Raw genomic sequence first — 26907 nt, 5'->3', positions numbered from 1 at the left:
TATTCTTTTAATTTAGTTATTTTTTAAATAACTAAATACTTAATTTAAATTTATCACTTTTATTATTAACAATGTTAATTAATTTCTGATTATTTAAAATATTGATCAATAAAAGCTTTACGTACCTCAAGACGAGCTTTGTCATCTTTAAGTAGTCTCTCACCTTTAAAGACAGCAAGAGATTTGAATGTGATTCCATCACGTTCATTGGTTGAAGAATCATCAAGACTATTAATTATTCGATCTCCAATTTGGGAATAATCAATTCCACGTCCAAACAATACACCAATTGGGGTATCAGGGTTAATATTGCGTTTAGCATCTTTATAAATTGATTTTAGTTGACTTGTTCAAACATATGGATCTTGGTTTGGTTCTCTTTGGGCAATCAAACTAAATGTAACTGAAGAATCATCAATACGAACTTCTAAAATTAGGGTTTTATCTAAAAATGACTCAAGTGCAACATTTCCGTTTGGTCTTGTGTGATTAAATCAGATACCATCTTGATACAATTGTCCTTGACCTTGGGCGAGGAGGGGAGTATTGTGACCTTCAGGTCAGAAGTTTTTAAAAATTTCATTTACGTCTTCAGGTTTAATGTTTGCTGATGGTTGAGAAGTTTGGGCGCCGGGTGCGCTGCCTGCGCTTCCTGAACCCCCTGCACCACCTGCGCCACCTGAACTATTTGTACTTCCAAACAATTTAGCAGACTCTTTGAGTGCTTCAAATTCACCTTGCTCTAATTTTTCAATTGTTTCTTTTCCATAATCATAAAGTTTAGATGAAGCATCTGGACTTGTTGCATCTGCATCACGGAAAACAACTAGTCCTTTTGTTTGTCAATCATGTTCAGTTGTTGGAATTTGACTCTTGTCAATTGACAATGAACGAGCTTTATTAATTGTTCAACCTAGATTTAGTGTTGTAAAAATTCCAGTGTCGTCTTTTTGATCAAAAGTACGGAATAATTCAAGATGAGTTGCACCAAATGCACCATTTATGGCATCTGGAGCAGTTGATAATAATTTATATGATTGATTTAGGAGTGTATCTGGTTTTGCTAAAACATCGCTAAGTTTAAAGGTGAAATATAAAACCCCTTTATCCATTGTTGATTTCTCAACTTGGCGTCCGAGTCCTTTGGCAATTCGTTTACTTTCACCGTCAAATTCATAAATAAGCGGTTGCTTAATTGCTAGGCCTTTTCCGTTAGCGGCTCTTTGGTTATAAAAGCCATTGTCTTGAAGTAAATTATCAAGTGCACTATTGTCAGTAAAATTATTTACTTTAAATTGGAATGCTGTGTTGTTTGCTGAGCTAATATTAGTTAAAATTGGCTTAGATGGAGTTCCATCATGAGCATGATATTCAAGCCCTGAACTTCCATCAATGAAAACATCTGGTCCATATGGAAGCGATTTTCTTAGGGCGCCATTATTTTTATTTATACCAACAAGTCCAAATACTGATGAGGCAATTGCATCATTATCGCTATCACGAACTTCAAAAACAAAATTATATGAACGATTTTTTTCGTCATATTGACTTGATATTGCTAATTTTTGACCTTGTGCTAATGTAAATGTTCCAAACTTATCAAGATAATTAATTAAATAATCACCAAAAGCAAATGTTTCTTCTTTTTCTTGAGCTGGAGGAGTTGCTGAATCTTGGAAAGGTGTTGCACTATTTGCTACCGAAGATGCAGAAGTTGCTGCAGCGGTTGAACTTGAGCCAGAAGAAGAACTTGAACTTGAACTTGAGCTAGAAGAAGCGTCTGAACTTGAGCCAGAAGTTGAACCTGAAGCTGCTGAACCACCTGAACCTGAAGCCGGTGGATTTGCCGGAGCCGGTGGATTTGCCGGTGGATTTGCCGGTGGATTTGCAGGAGCTGCCGGTGCCGGAGCTGGGGCAGCTTCAACTTTAGGTTTTTGCAAGCTAGTTGGATTACTAATTGGATTTAGTGTTGATTTTAAATAAGCTTTGGCTTGATTTTTTTCACTATCTGAAAGACTAAATCATGAATCAAGTTTTGCAGTTTTGAAAATATTATCTAAATCTGATTGGAATAATAAATAAGGAAGTGAATTATTGAAATCTACTTTGTGATTATTACCAACTAATTTTTCAAGTTCTTGTTGAGTTTTAGAACCTTTAAAATCGATTGTGATTGGAAATGTTCAACCTGTAAATTTATATGATTCTGGAGCTGTAGTTGTTGCAACAGCAACATTTACTGTTTGAGACTCAGTGCTTTGAACTTTTGGTTTTTCAATACCCTCATAAACTTCTAAATATGGAACATTTTCAGGACTTACTTCTAATTTGAAATTAGAATCAGCTTGAAAATTAACATTAAGTTTTAAAGTTTTAGCTGAACTTGGCTCACCTTGATTTTGATCTATTGAAAAATCAAAATTATAATCACCAACTTTAAGATTACTGTTAGTTTCAAATCAAAAATCTATTTGATCTGGGGTAACTAAAACAGATTTGTCTCCAGACTGCATAGTTGGTAATTGATAATTATAAATTTCAAAATAAGGTGCGTAAAAGGCTTTATCTTTTTTAGCTATGTCTTCAGCAGTTGGCTCAGTTTGTTGCTGTTGAGTCTGAGTTTCTTGTTGTGCTTGCTGTTCTTGTTGTTCTTGAACTTGAGATTCCTGTTGTTGCTGTTCAACATGCACTTCTGGAACTTGAGATTCTTGTTGCTGTTCTTGCTGTTGAGCCTGAGGTTCGGTAGTTGAGCTAACTGCTGCAACTGAAGCTTGAACTGCAACAGGTTGGGTTTCAGCACCCCCACCAGAAGTTGAGGTAGTTGAATCTGGGACATCAATATTATATTCATCTTTTAAATATTTTTTGACTGCATCCTGTGAATTCTTTTCTCCTGCTGAAGCAAGTTCTTTTAATTTTTTGTCAAATTCACTTTCAGAAGATGCTGATTCAGACCCAGTTGTAGACTCAGGCATAAGTGCTTTCTTGATTTTATCATTATCTTTATGATATTCTTCAAAAACTTTAGCCACCATTGAGCCTGCAGCTGAACTTTGTTTTTGATAATCAGAAATTAATTTAGCAAGACTTTGGCTTGGATTTTTTCTAAAATATTCCGCAACTTGTGGTTTTAGACTAATATATTTATTTTGATTTTTGTTTATTTTTGCAAATATTTTATTTTGAACTGATTCAACTGAACTAAGACCAGTAATGTCTAGTCCAATTAATTTTTCTTTGTTGGATTGATCCAATAATTTTAGTCAAATTTTTGCAGTACCTTTTGTGTCATCAATATCAATTTTAACTAGTGATTTTTCAGAAGTAACTGGTAATAAAGTATACTCATTTGGAATTAAACTTTGTAGTCCAGAAGCAGCAATTAATTCAAGTCCACCAAATGATTCTAAAGTTTGTTTAAATGCAAGTTCAAGATTAGAATTTGTTGGTTTTAATGTAGAAACTAAAGGAACTTCAGGAGCCTTAGGTGCTTTAGGAGCTTCAGGTGAAGGAGTGCTTACGCTTGGTTGATTTGCACCATTTTGGGCTCCAGCGCCTGCTCCGTTTGAAGCAGTGTTACCATTTGTTCCTCCGGTTGCTCCGGTTGATGCTCCATCTGTCCCACCTGCGGCTGTTCCTCCGCCAGTTCCTGCTCCTGTTCCTCCATTTCCACCAGATCCGGTTGATCCAGTTTCTTGAAACTGAGTTGCCACTCCAGAAGCAGCACTAACTGGGCTGGCAGTTGCTCCACTAAAAATTTCAGGAGAAATCTTACGAAGATTGGTTAGTAATTGATCTTGAAATTTAAGGGCAAAAGCTGAAGGAAAAATTGAATCTGAAGCAAACTTTTTAGTTAGTTGAGATTTATCAAGATTGTATTTTGAAGACTCGGCAATGAAATTTTCAAGAAAATCTTGGTTGGCAATAGCACTAAATCCAGAAAGACTAGCACTAAAAGCACGACTTGCTACTTCTTTTTTTGTTTTTTTATCAAAAACAAAAACGGTTAGGTTCTTAATTGAATTTGACTCAACCTTTGTTTCTTCAGTTACTTGAATGTCAAAAAATAAATCAGAAAATTTATTATCAACTTTTGAAAAATCAACTGCTTGACTTAATTTAAAAGCATATAATGGATCTGTATGTAATTTAAATGCTTGTGAAGCTGAAATTTTGCTTCATTCAGGTTTTAGACTAAAATTGCTGATGGCAGCGACCAAATCAGCATCGTTTATTGGCGGGTTTAATTTCGTTTCGGACTTATCATTATCAAATAATGCTTGATATGACGAGTTAAGTGCTGATCGTTGAAGACCAATACCAACTCCGGCTGTAATTCCGATGAAACTAAGTCCCGCTAAAACTATTAATACTTTGTTGCGAATTTCTTTTTTCATAATGTAAAAAATTATACCAAAAAAAATTAATTTTTTTTATTTTTGAAATACTTAATTATCCTTTTTTTTTTTTTTTTGCAGGTTGTTTGAATTTCGAAACATATTATAAATTATTTTTTTGACTAATGAATGATTTTCTCCTATTTTTTTAAATTATAATTTTCATAAATAGTAAAATTATACCAAAAAGAAAATTATTTTTTCCTTTTTATTAAAAATATGCTAAAATTAAGGCATTTTCCACGCTCATAGTAAGACCAAAGCCAAACTAAACAAGCCAAAAACTAGCCTAATAAATAAAATAAAAATAAATTATATATTATTTTAAAAAAATGGTATAATTCTAAACGGTTAATAAATGCAAGAAAAGAATGAGTTAATAAATTAAGGGGCAAAGCGATCTAATGAAAAATGTTATCAATTTTTTTAAGACTTCTTCAGAACTACGGCTTGCATACCGTCTTTTAAAGCAGATTAACCAAAAACGCGGTTATTATGGTTCAATGACCGATCAGGATCTTTCAAATCAAACAAATGTTCTAAAAAAGCGCCTGGCTAATGGTGAAAAACTTAAAGATATCAGGGTTGATGCCTTTGCCGTGGCTCGTGAGGCAACAAAAAGAATTCTTGGAAAAACCCCATATGATGTCCAAATTCTTGGTGGACTAATTCTTGACATGGGTTCGGTTGCTGAGATGAAAACTGGAGAAGGTAAGACAATTGCCTCAATTGCGCCAGTTTATCTTAATGCACTTTCAGGTCAAGGAGTTATTGTCTCCACTGTAAATGAATATCTATCTGAGCGGGACGCTGAAGATAATGGTAAAGTTTATAATTTTTTAGGTCTTTCTGTTGGAATTAACAAAGCTGAAATGGATCCGGAAACTAAAAGAATGATGTATGGCGCTGATATTACCTACTCAGTTCATTCAGAATTAGGATTTGACTATTTGCGGGACAACATGGTCTATAGTGCTGCTGAAAAAGTTCAAAGAGGACTAAATTTTTGCCTTATTGATGAAATTGATTCAATTTTAATTGACGAAGCTAAAACCCCTTTGATTATTAGCGGCGGAAAATCTAACCTTCCAGCTCAATATTTATCTGCCAACCAATTTGTAAATACACTTGTAAATGAAGATTTTTATATTGACCAAGAAACAAAAGGTATTAAATTAAATGACAAAGGTATTGACAAAGCTAATGCTTTTTTTGGTTTGCGCAACCTTTATGAAATTGAAAACTCTGAGCTTGTTCACCGAATTCAAAATGCCCTTCGTGCCAATAAGGTAATGAAAAAAGACGTTGAGTATATTGTCCAGGACGGTAAAATCGAGCTTGTTGACCAATTTACCGGGCGGATTATGGCTGGAAGATCTTATTCTGAAGGTCTCCAGCAAGCCCTTCAGGCAAAAGAAGGAATCGAAATTGAACCTGAAACAAAAACCTTAGCAACAATTACTTACCAAAACTTTTTTCGTCTTTTTAAAAAACTCTCAGGAATGACCGGAACTGCAAAAACCGAAGAACAAGAATTTATCGATGTTTATAATATGCGTGTAAATGTTATTCCAACAAACAAACCACTGGCCCGTAGAGACGAAAAAGATGAAATTTTTGCCACAATTGAACAAAAAAATAAAGCAATTATTGCCGAAGTCCAACGAGTTCATAAAACTGGCCAGCCAATTTTAATTGGAACCTCCCAAGTTGTTGACTCTGAGACTCTATCAGAAATGCTTAACCAAAAAGGTCTGTTTCATACAGTTTTAAATGCAAAACAAAACCAACTTGAGGCTGAAATTATCGCAAAAGCAGGCCGTAAAAATGCAATAACAATCGCAACTAATATGGCCGGTCGGGGAACAGATATTATTCTTGAACCTGGAGTTATTGATCTTGGCGGACTTTATATTTTAGGGACAGACAAGGCTGAATCAAGAAGAATTGACAACCAACTTCGTGGTCGGGCAGGTCGCCAAGGTGATATTGGTGTCTCAAGGTTTTTTATTTCCCTTCAAGACCAGTTATTGCGCCGTTTTTCCAATTTTGAACAAATTTTTGATAGCTACGGGCAAACTGCTGGGGCAATCAAAGGAAAATATATTCACTCGGTTTTACTAGCGGCCCAGAAAAAAATTGAAGGCTTTAACTTTGATATGCGAAAAACCGTGCTGAGCTATGATGATGTTATTCGCCAGCAACGTGATTTAATTTATACCCAACGTGATATTTTGCTCCAGATTGAAAATTTTGACCACTATATTAAAAAGATGATCTTCAGAGCTGTTGAAGTTATTTTAGGTTATGACTTTATTTTGCTACCAAACCAGGAAATTCACTATAAAAATTTAATCAATTTTCTTAATGATAACCTTTCAAGAATAACTAGACTTGATTTTGCCAAGAGCGGAATTGAAAAATACCCTTTTGAAGAGCTTAGTAACTTTTTAGTCCAAGAACTAAATAAAATTTATTTTGAAACTCTCCAGCCAACCTTAAAAGAAAATATTGGCCAAAACTATTTTCAATCCGAGCGGCACATAATTTTATCTGTCCTTGATAATCACTGGCAAAATCATATTGACACAATTGACAAACTTCGCTCTTCGGCAAATTTAGTCCAATACTCACAAAAAAATCCTTACCAAATTTTTACCGAACAAGCTACTTCAAAATTTAACATTTTAATTTCTGAATCTGCCTATCAAGCAATTGTTGCCCTTTTTAATAATTCTAATGCTGAAAAAATTGAATATGTCCAGGCAATTCTTTCTGATGGAAGTGCAATTTCTTATCCAGCTAATACTCCTGAGCACATTGTTGCCCAGTTGATTGCAACTAATGAAGACCGAATTGCTTATGCAAAACAAATTGAAAAAGAGTCCCAGCCTGAATTTATTTATGAACAACTCAAAAATAATAACATTCAAAGACTCGATGCTAGCGGCGGATTTGAACTTTGACAAATTGCCAACAATAAACTTGTTAATCTCAAAGAAGATATGCCACTCGAGGAAAAACGCAATATTTTACTAAGGATGAATCAAGAACAACTCGAGCTTCTGTCTCAAAAAGAGCTCCAAATTGACTCAGAAATTCCTGAACAGAGACAAAATACTCAAAACCTTTTTGAGACAAGCGACCAAAACCAAAACAAACAAGCCAACCAAGATGACTTTTTACCTTCAAACTTCTTTTTTGATGTAAAAGACGACCCTGATGCGCTCATGAAAATGTTAGAACTTGACAGACAAAAAGAAATGGCCAGAGCTGAGCAAAGCAAGCAGCAAGACTTAGAAAATCTGGAAAATCCAGAAAAACCCGACCCAGATCAGGGTTCTGACTTGCAAAATTCAAGCGACTAGGACCCCCCCTAAAATTAAAGAAAAACTTTAGAATGCAAAGAAAATAAGAAAACTTGCTTGTTTTTACTTTTTTCCTTGTTTTTCATTAAAAAGCGCTAAAATTGGCAGAAAGGTTAAAATCAAAGGATGCTAAAAAACACTAATATTTTGCTTTTATTGGCGAAAATTAGCTATTTTGTGTCGCTGCTGGGTTTTATCTTTTCTATTGTAGAAAATTTTTTCTACTACTGGTTCTTTCAAAACTTCACCTTTGCAATTTTTATTGGCCTTAGTGGTCTTGCTAGTTTTTTTGCTTTTTTGTTGATTTTTTTGCTGCTTGTGCCAAAAATTGCGCCAATTTATTGAAAAAATAGTTTATTTAATGACAAAAGATTTCAGAAAGATTTGTGCAATTTTTGACAGAAAAAAAGTAAATCCTTTTTAATTGTAGTTTCTTTAACTTTTTCATGTTTAATTATTTTCAATTTGGTTAATTTATTGTTGTATGGGATTGTTTATTATAGTTTTTCGATTGTTTTTGGTTCTTGCTTTAGTCTCTTTTGGATTAAGTTTCGAATTTGCGCAAAATGTTATGCTGTTTAGAAATGATTTTTAACATTTGCAAAAAAAATAAAAAAAATGTTTGGTCTAAAAAAAATTTATGTTATAATAACTTTCACTAAGAATAAATTAATAAATTTTGAAATTGAATTAAGGGGGGAATTGATTATTTTTTTTGCAATGAAAAAATCAGAAAATGCGAATTTTCCATTATATTTTTAAATATGATGGAATGCCTTAAATTTAAGTGTTTAGAAATCTATATAAATTTAGGGCTTTTAGTTATTGTTCTTTCAAAACTTCATATATTTTTTAGGCTCAATTTAAATAAAAGCGAGTTTTCTATTTACATTGAGTTTAAATAGTAGTTGTACTTTTTATGGGTTTTGTTATTTTATCCATAAATTGATTTTTGCCAGTGTTTTAGCTAAAAAGGTAGGGATTATTTATTATAGTTTTTCGATTGTTTTTGGTCTTGCTTTAGTCTCTTTTGGATTAAGTTTCGAATTTGCGCAAAATGTTATACCGTTTAGAAATCATTTTTAACATTTGCAAAAATTTAGTGGGCAAAAAATTTTTTTATATTATAATATGCCTAAGAGGAGAAACATGACACCACATATTGAAGCTAAGAAACATCAGATTGCGCCAGTTGTATTAATGCCCGGAGATCCACTTCGTGCAGAATTTATTGCTAAAAATTTCTTAACTGACGCCAAACTTGTTTCAAAAGTCCGTAATAATTTAATTTTTACCGGCAAATATAAAGACAAAGAAGTAACTATCGCTGCCTCAGGGATGGGTTCTGGTTCTATTGGTATTTATGCCTATGAACTGTTTAAATTTTATGATGTTGAGAAAATAATTCGGATTGGATCAGCTGGCTCTTATGATAAGGATCTTGAAATTTTTGACCTTGTTATTGCAAAATCAGCTTGATCAGATTCTTGTTCATTTCCGGCACTTTTAGGTCAGGGTCAATCTCATTTAGGTTATCCTGATTTGGAACTTGTAGCAAATTTATTTCATAGTGCTGAAAAATTAGGTTTGAGTCCGACTTATACAAATATTCACTCAACTGACGTTTTTTACTCTAGCCGCGATTTATCAAAAACAATCCAACTTTCAAGAGCACAAGCAGTAGAAATGGAATCTTTTGCTCTTTTTACAATAGCTAATCATTTGCAAAAAAAGGCAGCATCAATTCTTACAATTTCTGATAGTTTAATTACCAAAACTTCACTTGATCCTTTAGCAAGACAAGAAAAATTTGAAGAAATGATTGAAATTGCCCTTGGAGCTATTTAAAATGAATTTATTTGAAATTATTGAAAAAAAAGTCAAAAAAGAACATTTAAGCGAAGAAGAAATTCACTTCATGATTAATGGGTTTTTGTCTGGTCTAATTGCCGACTACCAATTTTCTTCTTTTTTAATGGCAATTTTAATTAATGGCCTTGATGATGATGAACTTTATTTCTTTACTCGCGAAATTATTGCATCAGGTAAAACAATAAATCTCAGAAAAATTAACGGAGTTAAAATTGACAAGCACTCAACAGGCGGAGTTGGTGATAAAATATCACTAATAATAGGACCAATTTTTGCTGCTCTTGGCTACAAAGTTGCCAAAATGTCTGGAAGAGGTCTTGGATTTACTGGTGGTACAATCGACAAACTTGAGTCAATTCCAGGTTTTCAAACTCAACTAACTGAAGCTAGTTTTTTGGATCAAGTTCAAAAAATCGGAATAGCAATTACCGCACAGTCAAATGCAATTGTTCCTGCTGATAAAAAAATTTACGCGCTTCGTGATGTTAGTGGAACAGTTTCGTCAATTCCGTTAATTGCAAGTTCGATAATGTCAAAAAAAATTGCTACTGACACAGATGTTATTTTAATTGATGTAAAATGTGGTAGTGGCGCTTTTATGACTGATCTTAGTCAGGCAAAAAAATTAGCAAGTAAAATCAAAATGCTCGGAAAAAGATTTGGGAAAAAAACAATTGTTAAAATTACCAATATGGAAGCTCCACTTGGAAGAATGATTGGGAATAAAAATGAAATTATTGAATCATTAGCGATTCTTCAAGGTCAACAGTCCCAACTCGCTGACTTTGCAAAAGAGTTAGTGGCCCAAACACTTTCTGAAATTGAAAAGCTAAAAATAGAAAAAGCTCGTGAAAAAGTTACTAAAATTATTGAGTCAGAACTTCCAAATGAAATTTTCCTAAAAATGGTTGCAGCCCAAGGTGGAAATCCGGCAACAATTCAGTCTTCAAACTTCTGAATTCCAGCATATAAGGAACAAATTTTTGCACCACAAAGCGGATATATAAAATGGGAAAATGCAATAAATTTTGGGAAAATTGTTGCATTTTTAGGCGGAGGTCGTACTAAATTAAACCAAAAAATCGACTATGAAGCCGGAATTTGTCTAGAAGTTGAATCTGGAACATATGTTCAAGACGATCAGTTAATTTTTAGCCTTTATTCCTCTAATCCGATTGATTTGAGCAAAATTCAGGATTTAATTGCAAAAACTTTCTCAATTAAGCCTAAACCAGAAGTTGAAAATATGTTTTTAAATTAGCCTAATTTAAAAACATATTTTTTTATTTTAAAAGGAGATTTATGAATTTCAATAAATTAATCGATCACACAATTTTAAAAGCCCAAACAACTTCTCAAGATATCAAAAACCTAATTGCCGAAGCAAAAAAATACAATTTTGGCGCTATTTGCATCGCACCTACTTGAGTTAAATTAGCAAAACAAGAACTAAAAGACACTGATATTAAAATTGTCACTGTAATTGGCTTCCCGCTTGGAAATCAAGTTAGCGCTGTAAAACAAAAAGAAGCCAGTCTTGCCATAATGCACGGGGCTGATGAAATTGATATGGTAATGAATATCGGCAAATTTAAGGAAAAAGAATTTGACTTTGTTATCAATGAAATTAACCTAATAAAAAAAGAAATTGGAACAAAAATTCTTAAAGTTATAGTCGAAACTGCACTTTTATCAGCGAATGAAATTGCCGAAGCTACTAAAATTGTAAGCAAATCAAATGCAGATTTTATTAAAACATCAACAGGATTTTCTTACCGCGGGGCAACTATTCAAGACATTGAAATAATGAGTGCTAATAAAAGTAAAAATTTACAAATAAAAGCAGCAGGCGGGATTTCGACAATTGAAGATATTAAAACATATTATAAATTAGGCACTACTCGTTTTGGGACTTCTAAATCTGTAAGTATTATTGAAAATTTGGACGATAAAAAATCTGAATATTAGTCTTCGAATTTTTTAAATTATGTTATAATTTAAAAAATTCGAATTTCAAAGTTAATTTTAAATTTAAAGGAAGAATTATGCAAGTAAATGTTAGTCATCCTATAATTGCTAGTGAAATTGCTAAAATAAGACAAAATGTTTCCTTAGTTGATTTCCGGGCTGCAATTGAGAAAATTTCCTATTTACTTGCCTTTCCTGTTTTAGCCAAACTTAATTCAACAAATTTTAATGGCACATCTGTTCTTCAAGAGCCTTTTTCTGGAACAAAAATTAGTGATTCTGTTGTTTTTGTGCCAATTTTACGTGCTGGATTTGCAATGTTAGATCCTTTTTTGAATCTAGTTCCTGATGCAAAAGTTGCACCTGTGGGAATGAAACGGAATTTAGATCTTTCAAATACAACTTACTATCTAAATTTGCCTAAGGCTAGTCAAAATTCAGTTGCAATTATTTTAGACCCTATTTTAGCAACAGGAAATTCGATAATTAGCACGATTGACTACCTTATTGAAAAAGGGTTTGACAAAATAATTATTGCCACAATTTTAACTGTTCAAGAAGGTCTTGATAAAATTGCCAAAAAATATCCGCAAGTAAGTATTTTTTTTAGCCAAAAAGATGAAAAACTTAATGAAAAAGGTTACATTATTCCTGGAATTGGTGATGCCGGTGATCGTTTTTTTGGGGATTAAAGTTGAAAACTTCGATTTCTTGAAATTCAAATTTGAATTTCAAAATAGCAATTACTGGAATTTTATTTAGTCTTTCGCTACTTTTTTTTAGTTTTTCACACAATTATTTGTCCTGACCGTTTTTTCAAAGTCTTGGACTAAAAATTGACTTATCTACCCTTTTTTTAGTACCAATATTCTTACTGGCTAATTTTTGGTTAGGTTTTTGTTGCCTTTTGGTTAGGTTTGCAATAGGTCCTTGACTTATTTTTAACCGTTTTGGTGGAATTGATATTATCTATTTTGGCCATTTTGTACTATTTTTAGCTTCAGTAATATATATTTTTTCATTTTTAGGTTTTCGTTATCTTTTTATCAAAACTTTTAAAAACTTCTCTAAAATAAAAATGTTTATTATTTTATCGCTAATTATCTCAATACTTACAACCGATTTAATGATGACTTTTTTAAACGGGATTTTGATTTTTCCAATTTATCTAAAACTTTTTAATGTAATAAATTCAGTATCGCTTAACTTAGTTTATAAAAAGTGAGATGATATTCAAAAAAGTTTTTCTGAAAACGCAAATTTTTCGTATTGGTCTTTTATATTTAGTGTTTTTATTCCTTTTAATCTTGTAAATTTTGCTGTCCCATCAATTTTAGCCTTTCCTATTTACATGATTATTGAACATTTTCACAAAAATAAGATGCTAAACTAAGTGATTTATAAGCTACAACTTCTTTATAATAAAAATATTTATTTATAGTTTTGCTAATTTTTTTGAGTTGTTAAAATTTTTTAGTTTTTGCGATATAACTATCTAGAAAAATTGAAATAAACAATCAAGGCACATTTGAGAAGTTTTTATTATACCAGTTCATTCATACCGATTTTTTTCTGAGTTTTCCAGTTTGATGAGATAATCTTTAAAACGTGTCCGGTTTTTGGGCACTTTTTAACTTTTTTGTCAAAAGTTAATTACCTTTTTTTCTGAGTTCACCAGTTTGATGACAAAAAATTCAATTTTTAGTGATTATAAAAAGCAAAAAATACCCGTAAATCCTGGTTTTTTGAGGCTAAAATCTTAATTATTATCATTTTAAAATTAAGATTTTGCAAAAAAAAAAAAAAAAATGCTTGGTCTAAGAAAAAATTATGTTATAATAACCAACACTAAGAATGAATTAATAAATTTTGATATTGAATTAAGGGGGACTTGATTATGTTTTTTGTCTAAAAAATCAGAAAATGCGAATTATCCATTATATTTTTAGATATGATGGAATGCCTTAAATTTACCCGTTTAGAAATCTATAAATTTAAGGCTTTTAGTTATTGTTCTTTCAAAACTTCATATATTTTTTTTAGGCTCAATGTAAATAAAAATGAGTTTTCTTTTTGCATTGAGTTTAAATGTAGTTGTATTTTTTTATGATTTTTGCTTTGATAGTTATTTTCCTTGAGTTTGCCAAAAAAAATTAAAAAGCACTCAAAAACCGGACACTTTTTAAGATTATCTCATCAAACTGGGAAACTCGGGATAAAGATATTTATTTATAATTTTACTAATTTTTTGAGTTGTTAAAATTTTTTCAATTTCTTTAGTTTTTGTGCTATAATTATCTAGAAAAATTGAAATAAACAATCAAAGGACATTTGAGGAGTTTTTATTATGCCAGTTCATTCATACCGATTTTTAGTTGCATCAGATGATATTTATTTCCCAAACACCGCTCAGCAAACTATTAGTTTTAGTGACCCTGAATCAATTAAGATTCTCAGGGAAATTTACCATTCAACTTCACGAACAACCTTAACAAACAAAGAATTGTTAATTGTTTACCGTAAAGAAAATGAAGAAGTAGATTTGTTTGAAGAAGAAATTATTGATGAACAACTTGACAAAAAAGGTGCTGAGCAAAACAAACTAGGTGTTGCTGATGCTTCTAAGTCTAAAACTTTAGAAAACGAAAAGATAACTGTAGATCGCAAAATTGAAAATGACTTTTCGCCAAGAATTGTCGACATTGATGAACTTTCTAAATATGCTTCTCTAATTAGAGTTCAAAGTTATCGCGCAAAAACTAGACCTGATAAAAGCGATTGACAAACCGTAATTTTAGATTTTACTGTTCTTGAAAAAGTCCAAGTTGTAGATTTAATAACTGACCCAAATAATGTAAAAGTTGACCAAATAAGTATTAAATCAACTCGCGAAATTATAAAAAATCGGGAAATTCATGTAAATTTAATTAATGATTTACTTGAATTTGGGCGAAAAACAAAAAACTTTAAGATGCCAGGTGAACTTCTTTTGGTTGTTGATAAATTTCAAAATAGTAACACCGAAGTTGAAAAAAATGAATTCATCAAAGGTGTAACAAATACATTATCTTCATCAGTTAGTCTTAGTTATCAACAAAAATACCATTTATTTGCTCTAAATTCTTATGCTTCTAAAATTAAAAAATTATACGAGCATGTTCATACCTTTAATGAACAAATTAGACTAGAAGATGAAATTAATGTTATTCTTAAATCTAACCTTGACAAACAACAAACAGAATTTATCCTAAAAGAAAAAATTAAAGCAATCCGTAAAAAATTAGGCGAAGATTCCCGTTATGAAGATGAAATTGAAGAGCTTTTACACTCTGAAATTGGAAAATTAATTTTCCCTAAAGAAGTTGCAAAAACAATAAAACGTGAAGCTAACCGTTTAAAATCAATGATGGCTACTTCACCTGAATCTAATATTACTAAAAATTATCTTGATTTACTAGTTGCCTTACCTTGAAGACGTGTAAGAAAAGACATTTTAGATATTCAAAATGTTCGCCAAAAACTTGAAGAAGCACATTATGGACTTGATGAAATTAAAAAACGAATAATTGAATATCTTGCTGCTCTAATTCACCGGCGTTCACAATCAAATGAAGAGTCAACTCTTGAGAGAATCGATGGTGATTATTGTGATTCAAATTTATTTCTTAGCTCTAAAGTTCAAAAAGGAAGAACTAACTCAATTCCAATTTTAACTCTTGTTGGACCTCCAGGAACCGGAAAAACCTCAATTGCAATGGCAATTGCTGAATCAATTGGCAAAGAATTTGTTAAAATTTCACTTGGAGGTGTTCGGGACGAGGCCGAAATAAGAGGTCACCGTCGGACATATGTTGGTGCTCTTCCTGGAAAAATTATTCAAGCTCTAAAAAAAGCTGGCGTTTCAAATCCATTGATTTTACTTGATGAAATTGACAAAATGGGTTCAGATTTTAAAGGTGATCCGGCCGCTGCAATGCTTGAGGTTTTAGATCCAGAACAAAACCGTTTTTTCCAAGATCATTATTTAGAACTTGAATATGACTTGTCACAAATTCTATTTGTTGCTACGGCTAATGAAATTCATGACATTCCTGAGCCTTTACTTGACCGGGTAGAAATAATTGAGCTTTCATCTTACACTTTTCTTGAAAAACTACAAATTGCAAAATCACATTTAATTCCTGCAGTTCTAAAAGAAAATGCCTTAGATCCAAAATATTTCCCAATTGATGATCAAACTATCGACTACCTAATTCGCTACTATACTCGTGAGGCAGGTGTTCGGGGACTAAAACGTGTTCTTGATAAGATTGCAAGAAAAATTATTGTAAGACTGCTTGAAAACAGGCTTGCTGAGAACTTTAAAATTGATGTTGAATTTGCCCGTGAACTTTTAGGAATTGAAAAATTTGACCCCGATCCTGTTGATGTTAGTCCGCAAATTGGAACTGTAAATGGACTAGGATACTCTCCACTTGGTGGTTCAACTCTCCAAATTGAAGTTAGCACAATTCCTGGGCGCGGCGATATTAAACTAACTGGTTCACTCAAAGATGTAATGCAAGAATCAGCCCGAATCGCCCTTTCGTATGTCCAGTCTAAAGCTAAAGATTTTGGAATTGACTTTGATTTTGAAAACACTTTAATTCACATTCATGTCCCAGAAGGTGCTGTTCCAAAAGATGGTCCTTCAGCAGGAATAACTTTTACAACCGCAATAATTTCAGCCCTTAGCCAAAAACCCGTTTCACATGACATTGCAATGACTGGCGAAATCACTCTGCGTGGAAAAGTGCTTGGAATTGGCGGACTAAAGGAAAAATCACTTGGTGCCTACAAAAGCGGAATTAAAACAATTTTTATCCCTCAGTCAAACGAAAAAAATCTTGTTGACTTACCTGATGAGGTTAAAAACTCAATCAAATTTATTCCGGTTGAGACTTACCAACAAATTTATGACTTTATTTTCAAATAATTAGGACTTTTGTTGTATAATTATTCTTAAAAGTTCGCTCATTATTTGTTAAAAAAGGTATAAAATGAAAAACATAAAAAATTCTCAAAATAATTTTCGATTTTTTGGTATAATTAACCTTGAAAATTAAATTGAGAATTTTTGAAAATTTCTAGCATTTAAAACTAACTAAATAGGATAGGAAATAGTTGCAAGGCTATTCAATGGTGGTTTTTAGTTTGTTTTAAAACAAGTAAAAGAAAGGAAAAATATGGCAGTTGTTAAAACTGGTGCAAAAAAAGATTTTGACCGTTCAAAAGAGCATATCAATATTGGGACAATTGGTCATGTTGACCACGGAAAAACCACTCTAACAGCGGCAATTTCAACTGTATTATCAAAAAAAGGTCTAGCTGAAGCAAAGGATTATGCTTCTATTGACGCAGCCCCTGAAGAAAAAGCGCGTGGAATTACAATAAATACAGCCCACATCGAATATAGCACAGATAAGCGTCACTATGCCCATGTTGATTGCCCTGGTCACGCCGATTATATTAAAAATATGATCACAGGAGCAGCGCAAATGGATGGAGCCATTCTTGTTGTTGCCGCAACAGATGGTCCAATGCCCCAAACTCGTGAGCACATTCTTCTTTCAAAACAAGTTGGTGTGCCAAAAATGGTTGTTTTCCTAAACAAAATTGACTTACTTGAAGGTGAAGAAGAAATGGTTGACCTTGTTGAGGTTGAAATTCGTGAACTTCTTTCTTCATACGACTTTGACGGAGACAACACCCCAATAATCCGTGGTTCAGCTCGTGGTGCTCTTGAAGGAAAACCTGAATGAGAAGCTAAAGTTCTTGAACTAATGGATGCAGTTGATTCATATATTGACTCCCCAGTTCGTGAAATGGATAAACCATTCTTAATGGCAGTTGAAGACGTCTTTACTATTACAGGTCGTGGAACTGTTGCTACTGGTAAAGTTGAAAGAGGACAAGTTAAACTAAATGAAGAGGTTGAAATTGTTGGGTATCGTCCTGAGCCTAAAAAAACAGTTGTAACCGGAATTGAAATGTTTAACAAAAACCTTCAATCTGCAATGGCCGGAGATAATGCTGGAGTTCTTCTTCGTGGTGTTGACCGTAAAGATATCGAGCGTGGGCAAGTTATTGCAAAACCAAAAACAATTATTCCCCACACTAAATTTAAAGCAGCAATTTATGCGCTCAAAAAAGAAGAAGGTGGAAGACATACTCCATTTTTCAAAAATTATAAACCTCAATTTTATTTCCGTACAACCGATGTTACTGGTGGAATTGAATTTGAAGCTGGCCGTGAAATGGTAATTCCTGGAGATAATGTTGACCTTACTGTTGAACTTATCGCCCCTATCGCTGTTGAACAAGGAACTAAATTCTCAATTCGCGAAGGTGGAAGAACTGTTGGAGCCGGAACAGTAACTGAAATTATTAAATAAAAAATCTTTATCTTAATACAAACTTTGGGGTGTTGCCCTAAAGTTTTTTTTTTTTTTTTGCAGTCAAAATTAGTCAGTATTGAGACTAGAGTTTAGAAAAATAAATGTTGGTTCTGAGTTTGCCAGTTTGATGGCGAAAATTCACTTTTAATGAATGTAAATAGCAAAAATAACGGTAAATCCTTGTTTTTTGATGCTAAAATCTTAATTTTTACTAGTTTAAAATTAACCTTTTGCAAAAAAAAAAAAAAAATGCTTGGTCTAAGAAAAAATTATGTTATAATAAACATCACTAAGAATAATTAATAAATTTGATATTGAATTAAGGGGGGGTTAGTTATGTTTTTTGCCATACAAAAGTAGAAAATGCGAATTATCCATTATATTTTTAAATATGATGGAATGCCTTAAATTTAACCGTTTAGAAATCTATAAATTTAGGGCTTTTAGTTATTGTTCTTTCAAAACTTCATATGTTTTTTTAGGCTCAATTTAAATAAAAACGAGTTTTCTTTTTACATTGAGTTTAAATAGTAGTTGTATTTTTATGATTTTTGCCAGTGTTTTAAACTAATTTATCTAAATAATTTGGACTTTAGTTTTTTTAGTGTATAATATTTGATTTTAAAAACGATTTCAAAGGTGGCAAATATGATTTTTTGTTCCTAAAAGCGTAAATTTACTACTAAAGTCAGACTTAGTTGGTAAAATTTATTATAAGTATTATTAAAATCAAACATTTATAATAAATAAGAAAATTTGGAGGCAAGTATGAAACTATATTTTTCCCGTCGTCGAAAAGTTGTAATTGTAGCAATGGCAACCGCTTTGTTATCTTTAAGTTTGTTTTCAATTAATCAAACATTAGTTAATTTTGATTTTTTGTCCAATGAAGTTAGTTATTCAACTCAAGCGCCTTCAATAATTTCAAAAAATCAACCAAATGACACTGCATTTAATTCACCAGTGGCTAATACAGTTTTTGTTCCACCAAAAGTAGAAACACCTAAAGAAAAAATTGAAAATCCGGTTAAACCACAAATAGTAACACCAAAAATAGAAAAAATTGATCCCTTACCTGAAAAAGTAACACCTAAACCTATAAAAAGAATTCAAACTATTGAATCAACTATCCCTATTCGAACAACACCTGCGCGCCAAAGCCCGACTAGAACTATATCTTCGCGACCAACAATTACAACTTCAAGAACAGTAAGTCAACCACAAGTTCAAAATAGAAATAACTCTCGTGCTGTTAATTTTGGTGATTCAGCTTATCAACGTGCACTTGGTTTGTGAAGACAACAGCAAGACCGAAAAATTGCTGAGGTTAAACGCGAAAGAGATAAATATCAAGCCGAAGTTGCTGAAGCTGAGCGTGTTATTTCAATTATTGAAGAGCACTGAAAAACATACGCGCCAGTTGGAGAAGATGGTAAGCCAAAAGTTACTCTTGAATCCTATCTTGAGGGTTATAAATACACTCGCTGAGTTGCAAATAATTACCTTGAGCGCGAACAAAATTACTTAAAAGTGATTGAGCAACGAAGACAACTAGACCAACCTTTTACAGAACAAGAATTACAAATGATAAAAGATGGTTATACTCCTGATCCTACAACCGATGGATGAGAACCAAAAGTCAATATTGTCGTAAATGGAATTAGGGCAGATAATAAAAGAAGATTAAATGCCGTTGATTCAAAATGAACAAGATATGATGCAACACAAATTGGTTCCCTAAAATATGAAGGATGAAATAACACTGATGTAAGTTCAGAAATTAGTAGTCTTACCAATGGTAAAGGATTTTCTAACGGTAGCATTTCACTTATAAAATACACTCGCGCCCCTGGAAATACCGCTGGTAATCTTTCAGAATTTAAAACTTTAGTTCTAAATGCCGATGATGATGTTGCCTTTAAGGCTTTTGCTGAGATTATGAAAAATGCCACTAATAAAGACAATTCAATTAAGGCAATTGTTCTTAAAAATGTCGGAGCAATACATAAAACCCAAAACATAAAAGAAATTTTAGAACTATTGCCACCACAAATGCAAAAAGTTTCGCTCTTTTTAGATGACCACCAAGCAGTTAATGGTCTTCGTGGACTTGAAAAATTCACCAAACTAAGCGAACTAGAACTCTATACAAATTCACGAACCAACGAAAGTAATTGAGCAATTAATCCTAACGCGCTAAAAAATGTGGACTTTATTTCTTTTGATTATATAAATAAAGGTGATATTAAGTTAGTCCAACCTGGAGAAAAAATTCCTGGATCAATTATTTTTGATACTCTCCGTTGAGATGAAGGCGATGATACTACCAAAGTTAATGAGGGACTTGAAATTGCTTTTAGTTCAAAAATTAATCAGCGTGTTTTCCAAGGAACTTTTGGTGGACGAGGAGGATATCCATTACATCTTGATTTTTCTTCATCTAAGAAAATTAAGACACTAAAAGGGATTGACTTTGCTAAAACAGAGAGACTTTTTAATGAAAAACTCCAAAGTTGGGAAGTTGAAGCTGAATCACAAAAAAATCCTGGCCATGTTAATTTGCTTTTCCAATATTTATATTTTGGCGCTTCAAAAGTAAGTGATTCTAGCTCAACAGGCACAAATTATGTATATAAAGTTCAAACAAGCGACTTTGAAAATTCCCAATTTACTTCAAGACTTGTTAATGGTCCTATCCAACAACCGGGAATTTACATAAAAGATGAAAATGGCAAAACCCTTTCAAATATTCCACTTTATATAACTGGTAGTTCATTTTCTGGTGATGCTTTAAGTCAATTATCCAAATTTGTTGATGTTGCAAAGAAAAGCGCCACTTTTAACAAAATTTATGTCGAAGACTCATCACTTCAAAGTCAACTTTCAAGTTTAGGTCTGCCTGTTGAAACAAAAAAAATTGAAACAATAGACTAAGCTAATAAAAAGTAAAAAAAAAAAAAAAATAATTATTTTTTACTTTTTATGCCCAAGACGTCTTTTTTACTTAATTTTATTGAAAAAAGCACAATTAAAATTTTAATAAAAGGGTAAAATGGATCCAATTAATCATTGAGTTGATAAAATTCAAGAAAATCTGCTAAGATACCAAAAGGTCGTTGAACAATATCGAACAATAGCAATTTTTTGCAATCAAATTGAAAAAGTTTTTGCAATTAAACCAAATTTACTTGATTTTCCACACGGAATTGGCCTTAAAAAAATACCATTTTTAAAAAACTGGCCAACAAGAAAAATAGTGCATCTTATTGAAACCGGAAAATTAACAAAAAAATTCACTAGTTTTCAAAAGTGAAATATTAATACAAATCGGAGCTTATTTAATCAAATCAAAGCTAAATTATTAGTTTGAGACTATTATTTATCTTTTCTTGAAGGAAATTATTGTAAAACTTGAATTATCGAAGAAGTCTCATACACTAAAAATTTATATTTTTTTCGTGGACTACTTTGAAAAAACAAAAATTACACAATGATAGTTGGCCTTAATAAATTTCAAGGAAATAAAAAATATGCCACTGACTTTTGCTCCTTTTTTACCGCACTTTTAACCTCAAAAGAAATTAGTGATATTGCAAAAAAAATTGATAAAATTTCAAAAATAGACCGAATTTGGTACAATTATCAAAAGAAGGAAGTAAATCAATATTCCAAACTTTAGGGAAAATATGTCATCTTTTTTTATAATATTATTCTAAATTATTTTATAATTATATTATACTAATTTATATTGGAGGGTGTATGGTTTGAGAAAATCCATTTGGAAAAAATAAAGTTCCATCAGTGGCAGAGTTGTGAAAAAATGAAAAAAAGCAATACCGAATTTGAATTTTTTCTTATCCGGTGTTACTCCTTTTGCTAAGTGTTTTTTTAAGTGTTCAACTTTTTTTAGACTTAGATATTAAAAATATTGGTCGAGCTTTATCAATTTTATCAATTTTATTTACTGGTGCAAATTTATTTTTTTATGTATATTCTGTTTTTACATCATATAAAGCAAAAGATTTTACACCTATTGGCGATCGTTCCTTTTTTTTCGCGTTCGTCTCATTTTCCAGCGCTGCTATTTCAATTATAAATTCAACAGTAGTAATAATTGGAAATTTAAGCCTTAATAGTCAAAATTTTGCCGCAATATTAACTATTCAAGTAATTCTTATTGGGCTAATTTTTATTTTAATTCCATTTTTCTATACAAAAGTGCTTAAAATTAAGTCAATATTCAAACTTTCTCGCACATTAGTCATTATTGAAAAACGTATTGATGAAATGAAAAAAGATCCTAAAGCATTTTCTGAATTTATGAATATTTTTGACTTAGGACATCAAAATCCGATGAATTCACAACAAGCAAATAACCCTGAAAACACACAAACCCAAGAAACTCAAAACAAACCTCAAACAAAAGAAGAAAAAATAAAAATTGCACTTGAAAAATTAGAATTAGCACAATTACACGAAATTGCCCAAAAATTAGAAATTTCCGGTTTTGAACAGTTAAAAAAACAAGAATTAATTAAGCTTTTAACTCAAATACTTGCACAACAAGAATCCGAAAAATAGTTTGGTATTTTAAGGCAAACTATTTTCTAGAAAAACAAAAAAATGAAAAATTTCTTTGTTTTAAATTAAAATCTGCTATAATTATATATGATGGTTTTTAGGCAATGGCACCATAGCCAAATGGTAAGGCATAGGTCTGCAACACCTTGATGTACCGGTTCGAGTCCGGTTGGTGCCTCCAAAATGTAATGCGCCCGTAGCTCAATTGGACAGAGTGTTTGGTTACGGCCCAAGAGGTTGAGGGTTCGACTCCTTCCGGGCGCGCCATATATAATATAATTAGATCAAGAAAAATTAACTAAATTATTTTAGTTAATTTTTTTATTTTTTTAGTTTTTTATGTTATAATTTTAAACTAGTTTTAAATTTAGTAAAACATCCTTGGTTATTTTTATAACCCACAAGCCCATAAGGAGAATTAATATGCCAAAATATGAAATAATGACAATTTTAGACCCAAAAGCAGAAGCTACAATATTAGAAAATTTGTTGTCTACTACTTTTAGTCAAAATTCGTCATACAAACTTGTTAAGCTTGAAAATTCAAGTCTTGCTTACCCTATTAAAAAATCAAAAACCGCACAATATTTTTTAATTAATCTTGATTCGCCTGCTAATTTAATTGAAGAATTTGTTCGTCGTGCAAATATTACCAAATCAATTTGACGATACTTGATAATTAACCTTGACTCTGAAAAAGGTTTTAACCAAAAACCAAAAAATACTGATCGCCATAAAAAAACAAATGCAAGACGTGATCATTCAGATAGACCTAATTTCAAATCAGCACCACGAACTCGTCAAGACCAAAACTCACCTAACCAAGCAGAAAAAACTGATAAACCTTTTCAACGTCGAAATTTTAGACCTAATGCTCAAGGTGGTGCAAAACAGGGTTTTGCCCAACAACCATCAGATAAGGCTAACTCACCTCAACGCGGAAAAACTTCAAATTCATCAACAAACCAGTCAGAAACTGCTGTTGATAATGCTAAAAAAGTGCAGGAATCACAGTAGTTTTTATCTTTTTTAGTCAATAAATAAAAATAGGTAAAAACTATAAAAATAATTATGAATCGAATTATTTTAATTGGGCGCGTTTCTTCTAAACCTGTACTTATGACAGCAAAGTCAAATGTTAATTTTATTCGATTTAACTTAGCAATTGATAGACGAAAATATAATCAAGATTCGCCTACAATTACTGATTTTATTCCCGTAGTTGCTTGACGACAAAATGCAACATCGCTAGACAAACTAATTACCATAGGAAGTTTGATAGCAATCGAAGGTTCTTTACAATCTTATCGTGTTATGTCAAATACAACAAATTATCTTACTAATTATGAAGTAAATGTTGAGAACTTTCATTTATTAGAAACTAAAGAACAATTAGAAAAACGTCGTCAAAAATTAGCTCAAAAAGTTAGTGAACCAACTTTTGAACCAATATTTGATGATTTTCAACTTCCCCAAAATAATAAAAGATCATTTCATGACGATAATATTTTTCAAACAGAACCCTCAGTAAATTTTGATGAAACTAATATTGAAATTACTGGTGAAGATAACGATCCATTTGCTGATTGAGAAATTGATGATCTTGATCCTAACAAATAAAATTAAAAAGGAATGCAAAAATGAACAAAAAATACGCTAAAAAATTCAAAAAAAAAGTGTGCCAATTTTGTGAAGCTAAACTTTCTTACATTGACTATAAATCAATTGAAGTGCTTCAACGTTATATTAACTCTTTTGGAAAAATTCAACCTTCACGAATTACAGGTAATTGCGCAAAACACCAACGTAAATTATCACTAGCAATTAAAAGAGCACGTTTTGTCGCTTTACTTCCGTTTGTTGGTGATAGAATCCGTGGAAGTTACGATAAAACTCGAGTTTAATTATAAAAATATAATATGAATCTAAAAGCAGGTCTTATTGGACTTCCTAATGTCGGAAAATCGTCGCTTTTTTCAGCACTGACAAAAATTAATGTTGAAATTGCTAATTATCCCTTTGCAACAATAGACTCAAACATTGCAACTGTTGAAATACGTGATCCAAGACTAATTAATTTAGCCGATATTGTTAAACCAAATAAAATTGTATTTTCTACTTACTCTTTTGTCGATATTGCTGGTTTAATAAAAGGAGCTTCACTGGGCGAAGGATTAGGTAATAAATTTCTCGAAAATATTCGAAATGTTGATTGTTTAGTTCATGTTGTTCGCTGTTTTGATGATTCAAAAATAATTCATGTTAACAATCAAGTTAATCCTATTTTTGACATCCAAACGATAAATTTAGAGCTAATTCTTGCCGATTTAAGTTCAATTGAGTCAATTATTGCCCGACTTAGTAAAAAAATCAACAACACAAACGACAAACAAGCAAAAATTGAATTTGAACTTGCTAAAAAAGCAAAAGATCATTTGCAAAAAGATAAATCATTACGTGATTTAGCTTTAGACAATGATGAGCGTCAAATAATCAAAAATTGGCAACTTTTAAGTATAAAACCAATTTTATATGTTGCTAACATTGATCAAAAATCTGTTAGCGATCCCTTGAAAAATCCATATTTTTCTGAACTTAAAACATATCTTGAAAAAGAAAATGCAATTTTAATCCCAATTTGTGTTGCCTTAGAACACGAAATTTCCCAACTTGATCAAGAGGAAAAACAACTCTTTTTACAAGAATTTGGACTTGAGAAGTCATCTCTTGATTTTCTTGTTCTTAATAGTTTTAAACTACTTGACTTAGCAACTTTTTTTACTGTTGGAAAGAAAGAAGTTCGCTCATGAATATTTAGGAAAAATACAACCGCTGTTGATTGTAGTGGGATTATTCACTCTGATTTTGTTAAAAAATTCATAAGAGTTGAAATTATTGCATATGAGGATTTTATCGAGTTCAAAAGCGAAAAAGCACTTAAAGAAAAAGGCAAAATTCGTCTTGAGGGAAAAGAATACTTGATTAAAGATGCAGAAATATGCCATTTCCGAATAAGTAATTAGTTCAAATAAAATTTTAAAAAAAGCCAAAAAATTATACATCAAAAAATTTATTTATAAATATTGATTGGTATAATTTTTTGGTTTTTTAAATTATCAGTTATTTCCAAAATAACAGCATTAAATTGGCAATCATTGTCCGAAGTTTGAAATTTTGTGCTTTTATTATAGCGAATTCTATTATAAACATCAAGGAATTTTACACCAATTGCATCATTTGCAGGACCTGTCATTCCAACATCAGTTATAAAAAGTGTTCCAAGTGATAATTCTCTGGCATCAGAAGTCTGAACGTGGGTGTGAGTGCCTAAAAGCGCATTAATTTTACCATTGAGATAAATTCCAAGTACATTTTTTTCACTTGTTGTCTCAGCATGAAAATCAACTATATGAAAATCAGCATCGTCTTCGACAATAACTTTGTCAATTGCATCAAAAAAATTATCAGCAAATTGGTGATTTCAAGGTTTGACTAACTTATTAAATGCTACACCTAAAAGCGAAGTTATTCTGAATGTTTTTCCATTTTTTAAAATTTTAGTAGTACCTTTGCCACTATATTCTTTGTCAATATTTAGCGGCCTAACAATATCTGGATTATCAATAATTAAAGCAATTTCAGGATTGGATCAAACATGATTGCCAATAGTAAAAATATCCACACCAAGCTCTTTTAAATACAAATAATCCCTTTTATTCAGCCCTTTTCTTCCGGTAATATTTTCAGCCTGAACTATTATTAAGTCAAAATTATAGTTTTTTCTCAAAATATTAAGTTGATTTTTAAACATTTCTATACCAGGCGCGCCAAAAATATCACCAACAAATAAAACAGTAGCAGATTTCATTCAATTCCTTTAAATTTTTCAAATATTTTATTTGAAAAATTATTAAAAAAGATGCTTTTATTTTAGCATCATTGGTCAAAAAGATATGGTGCCAACAACAGGAATCGAACCTGCGACCCCATCCTTACCATGGATGTGCTCTACCGACTGAGCTATGATGGCGCTTAATGCTTTAAAATTATAGCACTTTTTTAATATTTTTAATTAAAAAAATATTAAAAAGTCAAGCAAATTTAAAGACAAAAACAAAAAAATACTTTCCAATACAAGCAAATATTAAGTTTTGAAAGAGCAAAATTATTAATTCTTATTTGTTTTTGCATTATACCACAAAAATTTTAAAAAACAAGTTTTTTTTTACATTTCTAAAAAACTTGATGTATAATTTAGTTTGTAAAATAACGAAAAAAATTTGA

Annotated in this window: 17 protein-coding genes and 3 tRNA genes; 17 read left to right on the top strand and 3 right to left on the bottom strand. The window is 31.5% G+C overall.

The genetic code is table 4. The features are described from left to right. Positions 1 to 89: 89 nt before the first annotated feature. Positions 90 to 4397, bottom strand: coding sequence for a P110/LppT family adhesin N-terminal domain (locus KW512_RS03125; protein WP_258841345.1), 4308 nt, complete (start codon positions 4395 to 4397; stop codon positions 90 to 92). Positions 4398 to 4801: 404 nt separating this feature from the next. On the opposite strand from KW512_RS03125, the gene secA reads away from it, so the two are divergent. From secA to ychF, 17 genes are all read left to right on the top strand, one after another. After that, on the top strand, positions 4802 to 7765 hold the full coding sequence (secA, locus tag KW512_RS03120; protein WP_258841344.1) for a preprotein translocase subunit SecA: 2964 nt from the start codon (positions 4802 to 4804) through the stop codon (positions 7763 to 7765). 1149 nt (positions 7766 to 8914) lie between these two features. Further along, positions 8915 to 9613, top strand: coding sequence for a purine-nucleoside phosphorylase (gene deoD / locus KW512_RS03115; RefSeq protein WP_258841343.1), 699 nt, complete (start codon positions 8915 to 8917; stop codon positions 9611 to 9613). A 1-nt stretch (position 9614) separates the two neighbouring features. Beyond that, complete coding sequence (locus KW512_RS03110; protein WP_258841342.1) at positions 9615 to 10898, top strand: thymidine phosphorylase; 1284 nt, start codon at positions 9615 to 9617, stop codon at positions 10896 to 10898. A 41-nt stretch (positions 10899 to 10939) separates the two neighbouring features. Continuing rightward, positions 10940 to 11605, top strand: coding sequence for a deoxyribose-phosphate aldolase (gene deoC / locus KW512_RS03105; protein WP_258841341.1), 666 nt, complete (start codon positions 10940 to 10942; stop codon positions 11603 to 11605). A gap of 77 nt (positions 11606 to 11682) precedes the next feature. Next, complete coding sequence (upp, locus tag KW512_RS03100; RefSeq protein ID WP_258841340.1) at positions 11683 to 12297, top strand: uracil phosphoribosyltransferase; 615 nt, start codon at positions 11683 to 11685, stop codon at positions 12295 to 12297. A 2-nt stretch (positions 12298 to 12299) separates the two neighbouring features. Further along, complete coding sequence (locus KW512_RS03095; RefSeq protein WP_258841339.1) at positions 12300 to 12998, top strand: MPN527 family putative ECF transporter permease subunit; 699 nt, start codon at positions 12300 to 12302, stop codon at positions 12996 to 12998. A 954-nt stretch (positions 12999 to 13952) separates the two neighbouring features. Beyond that, the gene (lon, locus tag KW512_RS03090; RefSeq protein WP_258841338.1) at positions 13953 to 16580 is read left to right on the top strand and encodes an endopeptidase La; all 2628 of its coding nucleotides are present in this window, start codon (positions 13953 to 13955) and stop codon (positions 16578 to 16580) included. 250 nt (positions 16581 to 16830) lie between these two features. Continuing rightward, on the top strand, positions 16831 to 18039 hold the full coding sequence (tuf, locus tag KW512_RS03085; RefSeq protein WP_010321121.1) for an elongation factor Tu: 1209 nt from the start codon (positions 16831 to 16833) through the stop codon (positions 18037 to 18039). A gap of 771 nt (positions 18040 to 18810) precedes the next feature. Further along, positions 18811 to 20976, top strand: coding sequence for a putative immunoglobulin-blocking virulence protein (locus tag KW512_RS03080; RefSeq protein ID WP_258841337.1), 2166 nt, complete (start codon positions 18811 to 18813; stop codon positions 20974 to 20976). Between the two features lie 118 nt (positions 20977 to 21094). Continuing rightward, positions 21095 to 21721 carry a hypothetical protein gene (locus KW512_RS03075; RefSeq protein ID WP_258841336.1) on the top strand — a complete coding sequence of 209 codons (627 nt, stop codon included), beginning with the start codon at positions 21095 to 21097 and terminating at the stop codon, positions 21719 to 21721. 80 nt (positions 21722 to 21801) lie between these two features. Next, a complete protein-coding gene (locus KW512_RS03070; RefSeq protein ID WP_258841335.1) occupies positions 21802 to 22623 on the top strand; it encodes a Rho termination factor N-terminal domain-containing protein in 822 nt (273 codons plus the stop codon). Positions 22624 to 22729: 106 nt separating this feature from the next. Beyond that, a tRNA-Cys gene (locus KW512_RS03065) sits at positions 22730 to 22804 on the top strand. Between the two features lie 9 nt (positions 22805 to 22813). Continuing rightward, positions 22814 to 22890 (top strand) — tRNA-Arg (locus KW512_RS03060). Between the two features lie 156 nt (positions 22891 to 23046). Next, positions 23047 to 23640 (top strand): 30S ribosomal protein S6, encoded by a 594-nt coding sequence (gene rpsF, locus KW512_RS03055; protein ID WP_258841334.1) that lies wholly within the window; start codon positions 23047 to 23049, stop codon positions 23638 to 23640. 54 nt (positions 23641 to 23694) lie between these two features. Beyond that, positions 23695 to 24243, top strand: a complete 549-nt coding sequence (locus KW512_RS03050) for a single-stranded DNA-binding protein (RefSeq protein ID WP_258841333.1) — start codon at positions 23695 to 23697, stop codon at positions 24241 to 24243. 20 nt (positions 24244 to 24263) lie between these two features. Further along, positions 24264 to 24527 carry a 30S ribosomal protein S18 gene (rpsR, locus tag KW512_RS03045; RefSeq protein WP_010321115.1) on the top strand — a complete coding sequence of 88 codons (264 nt, stop codon included), beginning with the start codon at positions 24264 to 24266 and terminating at the stop codon, positions 24525 to 24527. A 15-nt stretch (positions 24528 to 24542) separates the two neighbouring features. After that, entirely contained in the window at positions 24543 to 25646 is a 1104-nt protein-coding gene (gene ychF, locus KW512_RS03040; RefSeq protein ID WP_258841332.1) for a redox-regulated ATPase YchF, read from the top strand. A gap of 47 nt (positions 25647 to 25693) precedes the next feature. Here ychF and KW512_RS03035 read toward each other — a convergent pair whose 3' ends face one another. Beyond that, positions 25694 to 26491 carry a TIGR00282 family metallophosphoesterase gene (locus tag KW512_RS03035; protein WP_258841331.1) on the bottom strand — a complete coding sequence of 266 codons (798 nt, stop codon included), beginning with the start codon at positions 26489 to 26491 and terminating at the stop codon, positions 25694 to 25696. An 86-nt stretch (positions 26492 to 26577) separates the two neighbouring features. Then, positions 26578 to 26653 (bottom strand) — tRNA-Thr (locus tag KW512_RS03030). Positions 26654 to 26907: the final 254 nt, after the last annotated feature.

It is taken from the genome of Mesomycoplasma ovipneumoniae (assembly GCF_024758565.1).
Classification (GTDB): domain Bacteria; phylum Bacillota_I; class Bacilli_A; order Mycoplasmatales; family Metamycoplasmataceae; genus Mesomycoplasma; species Mesomycoplasma ovipneumoniae_B.
The sequence above is the reverse complement of the archived record's forward strand: the minus strand, read 5'-3'. Positions and strand labels throughout refer to the sequence as shown.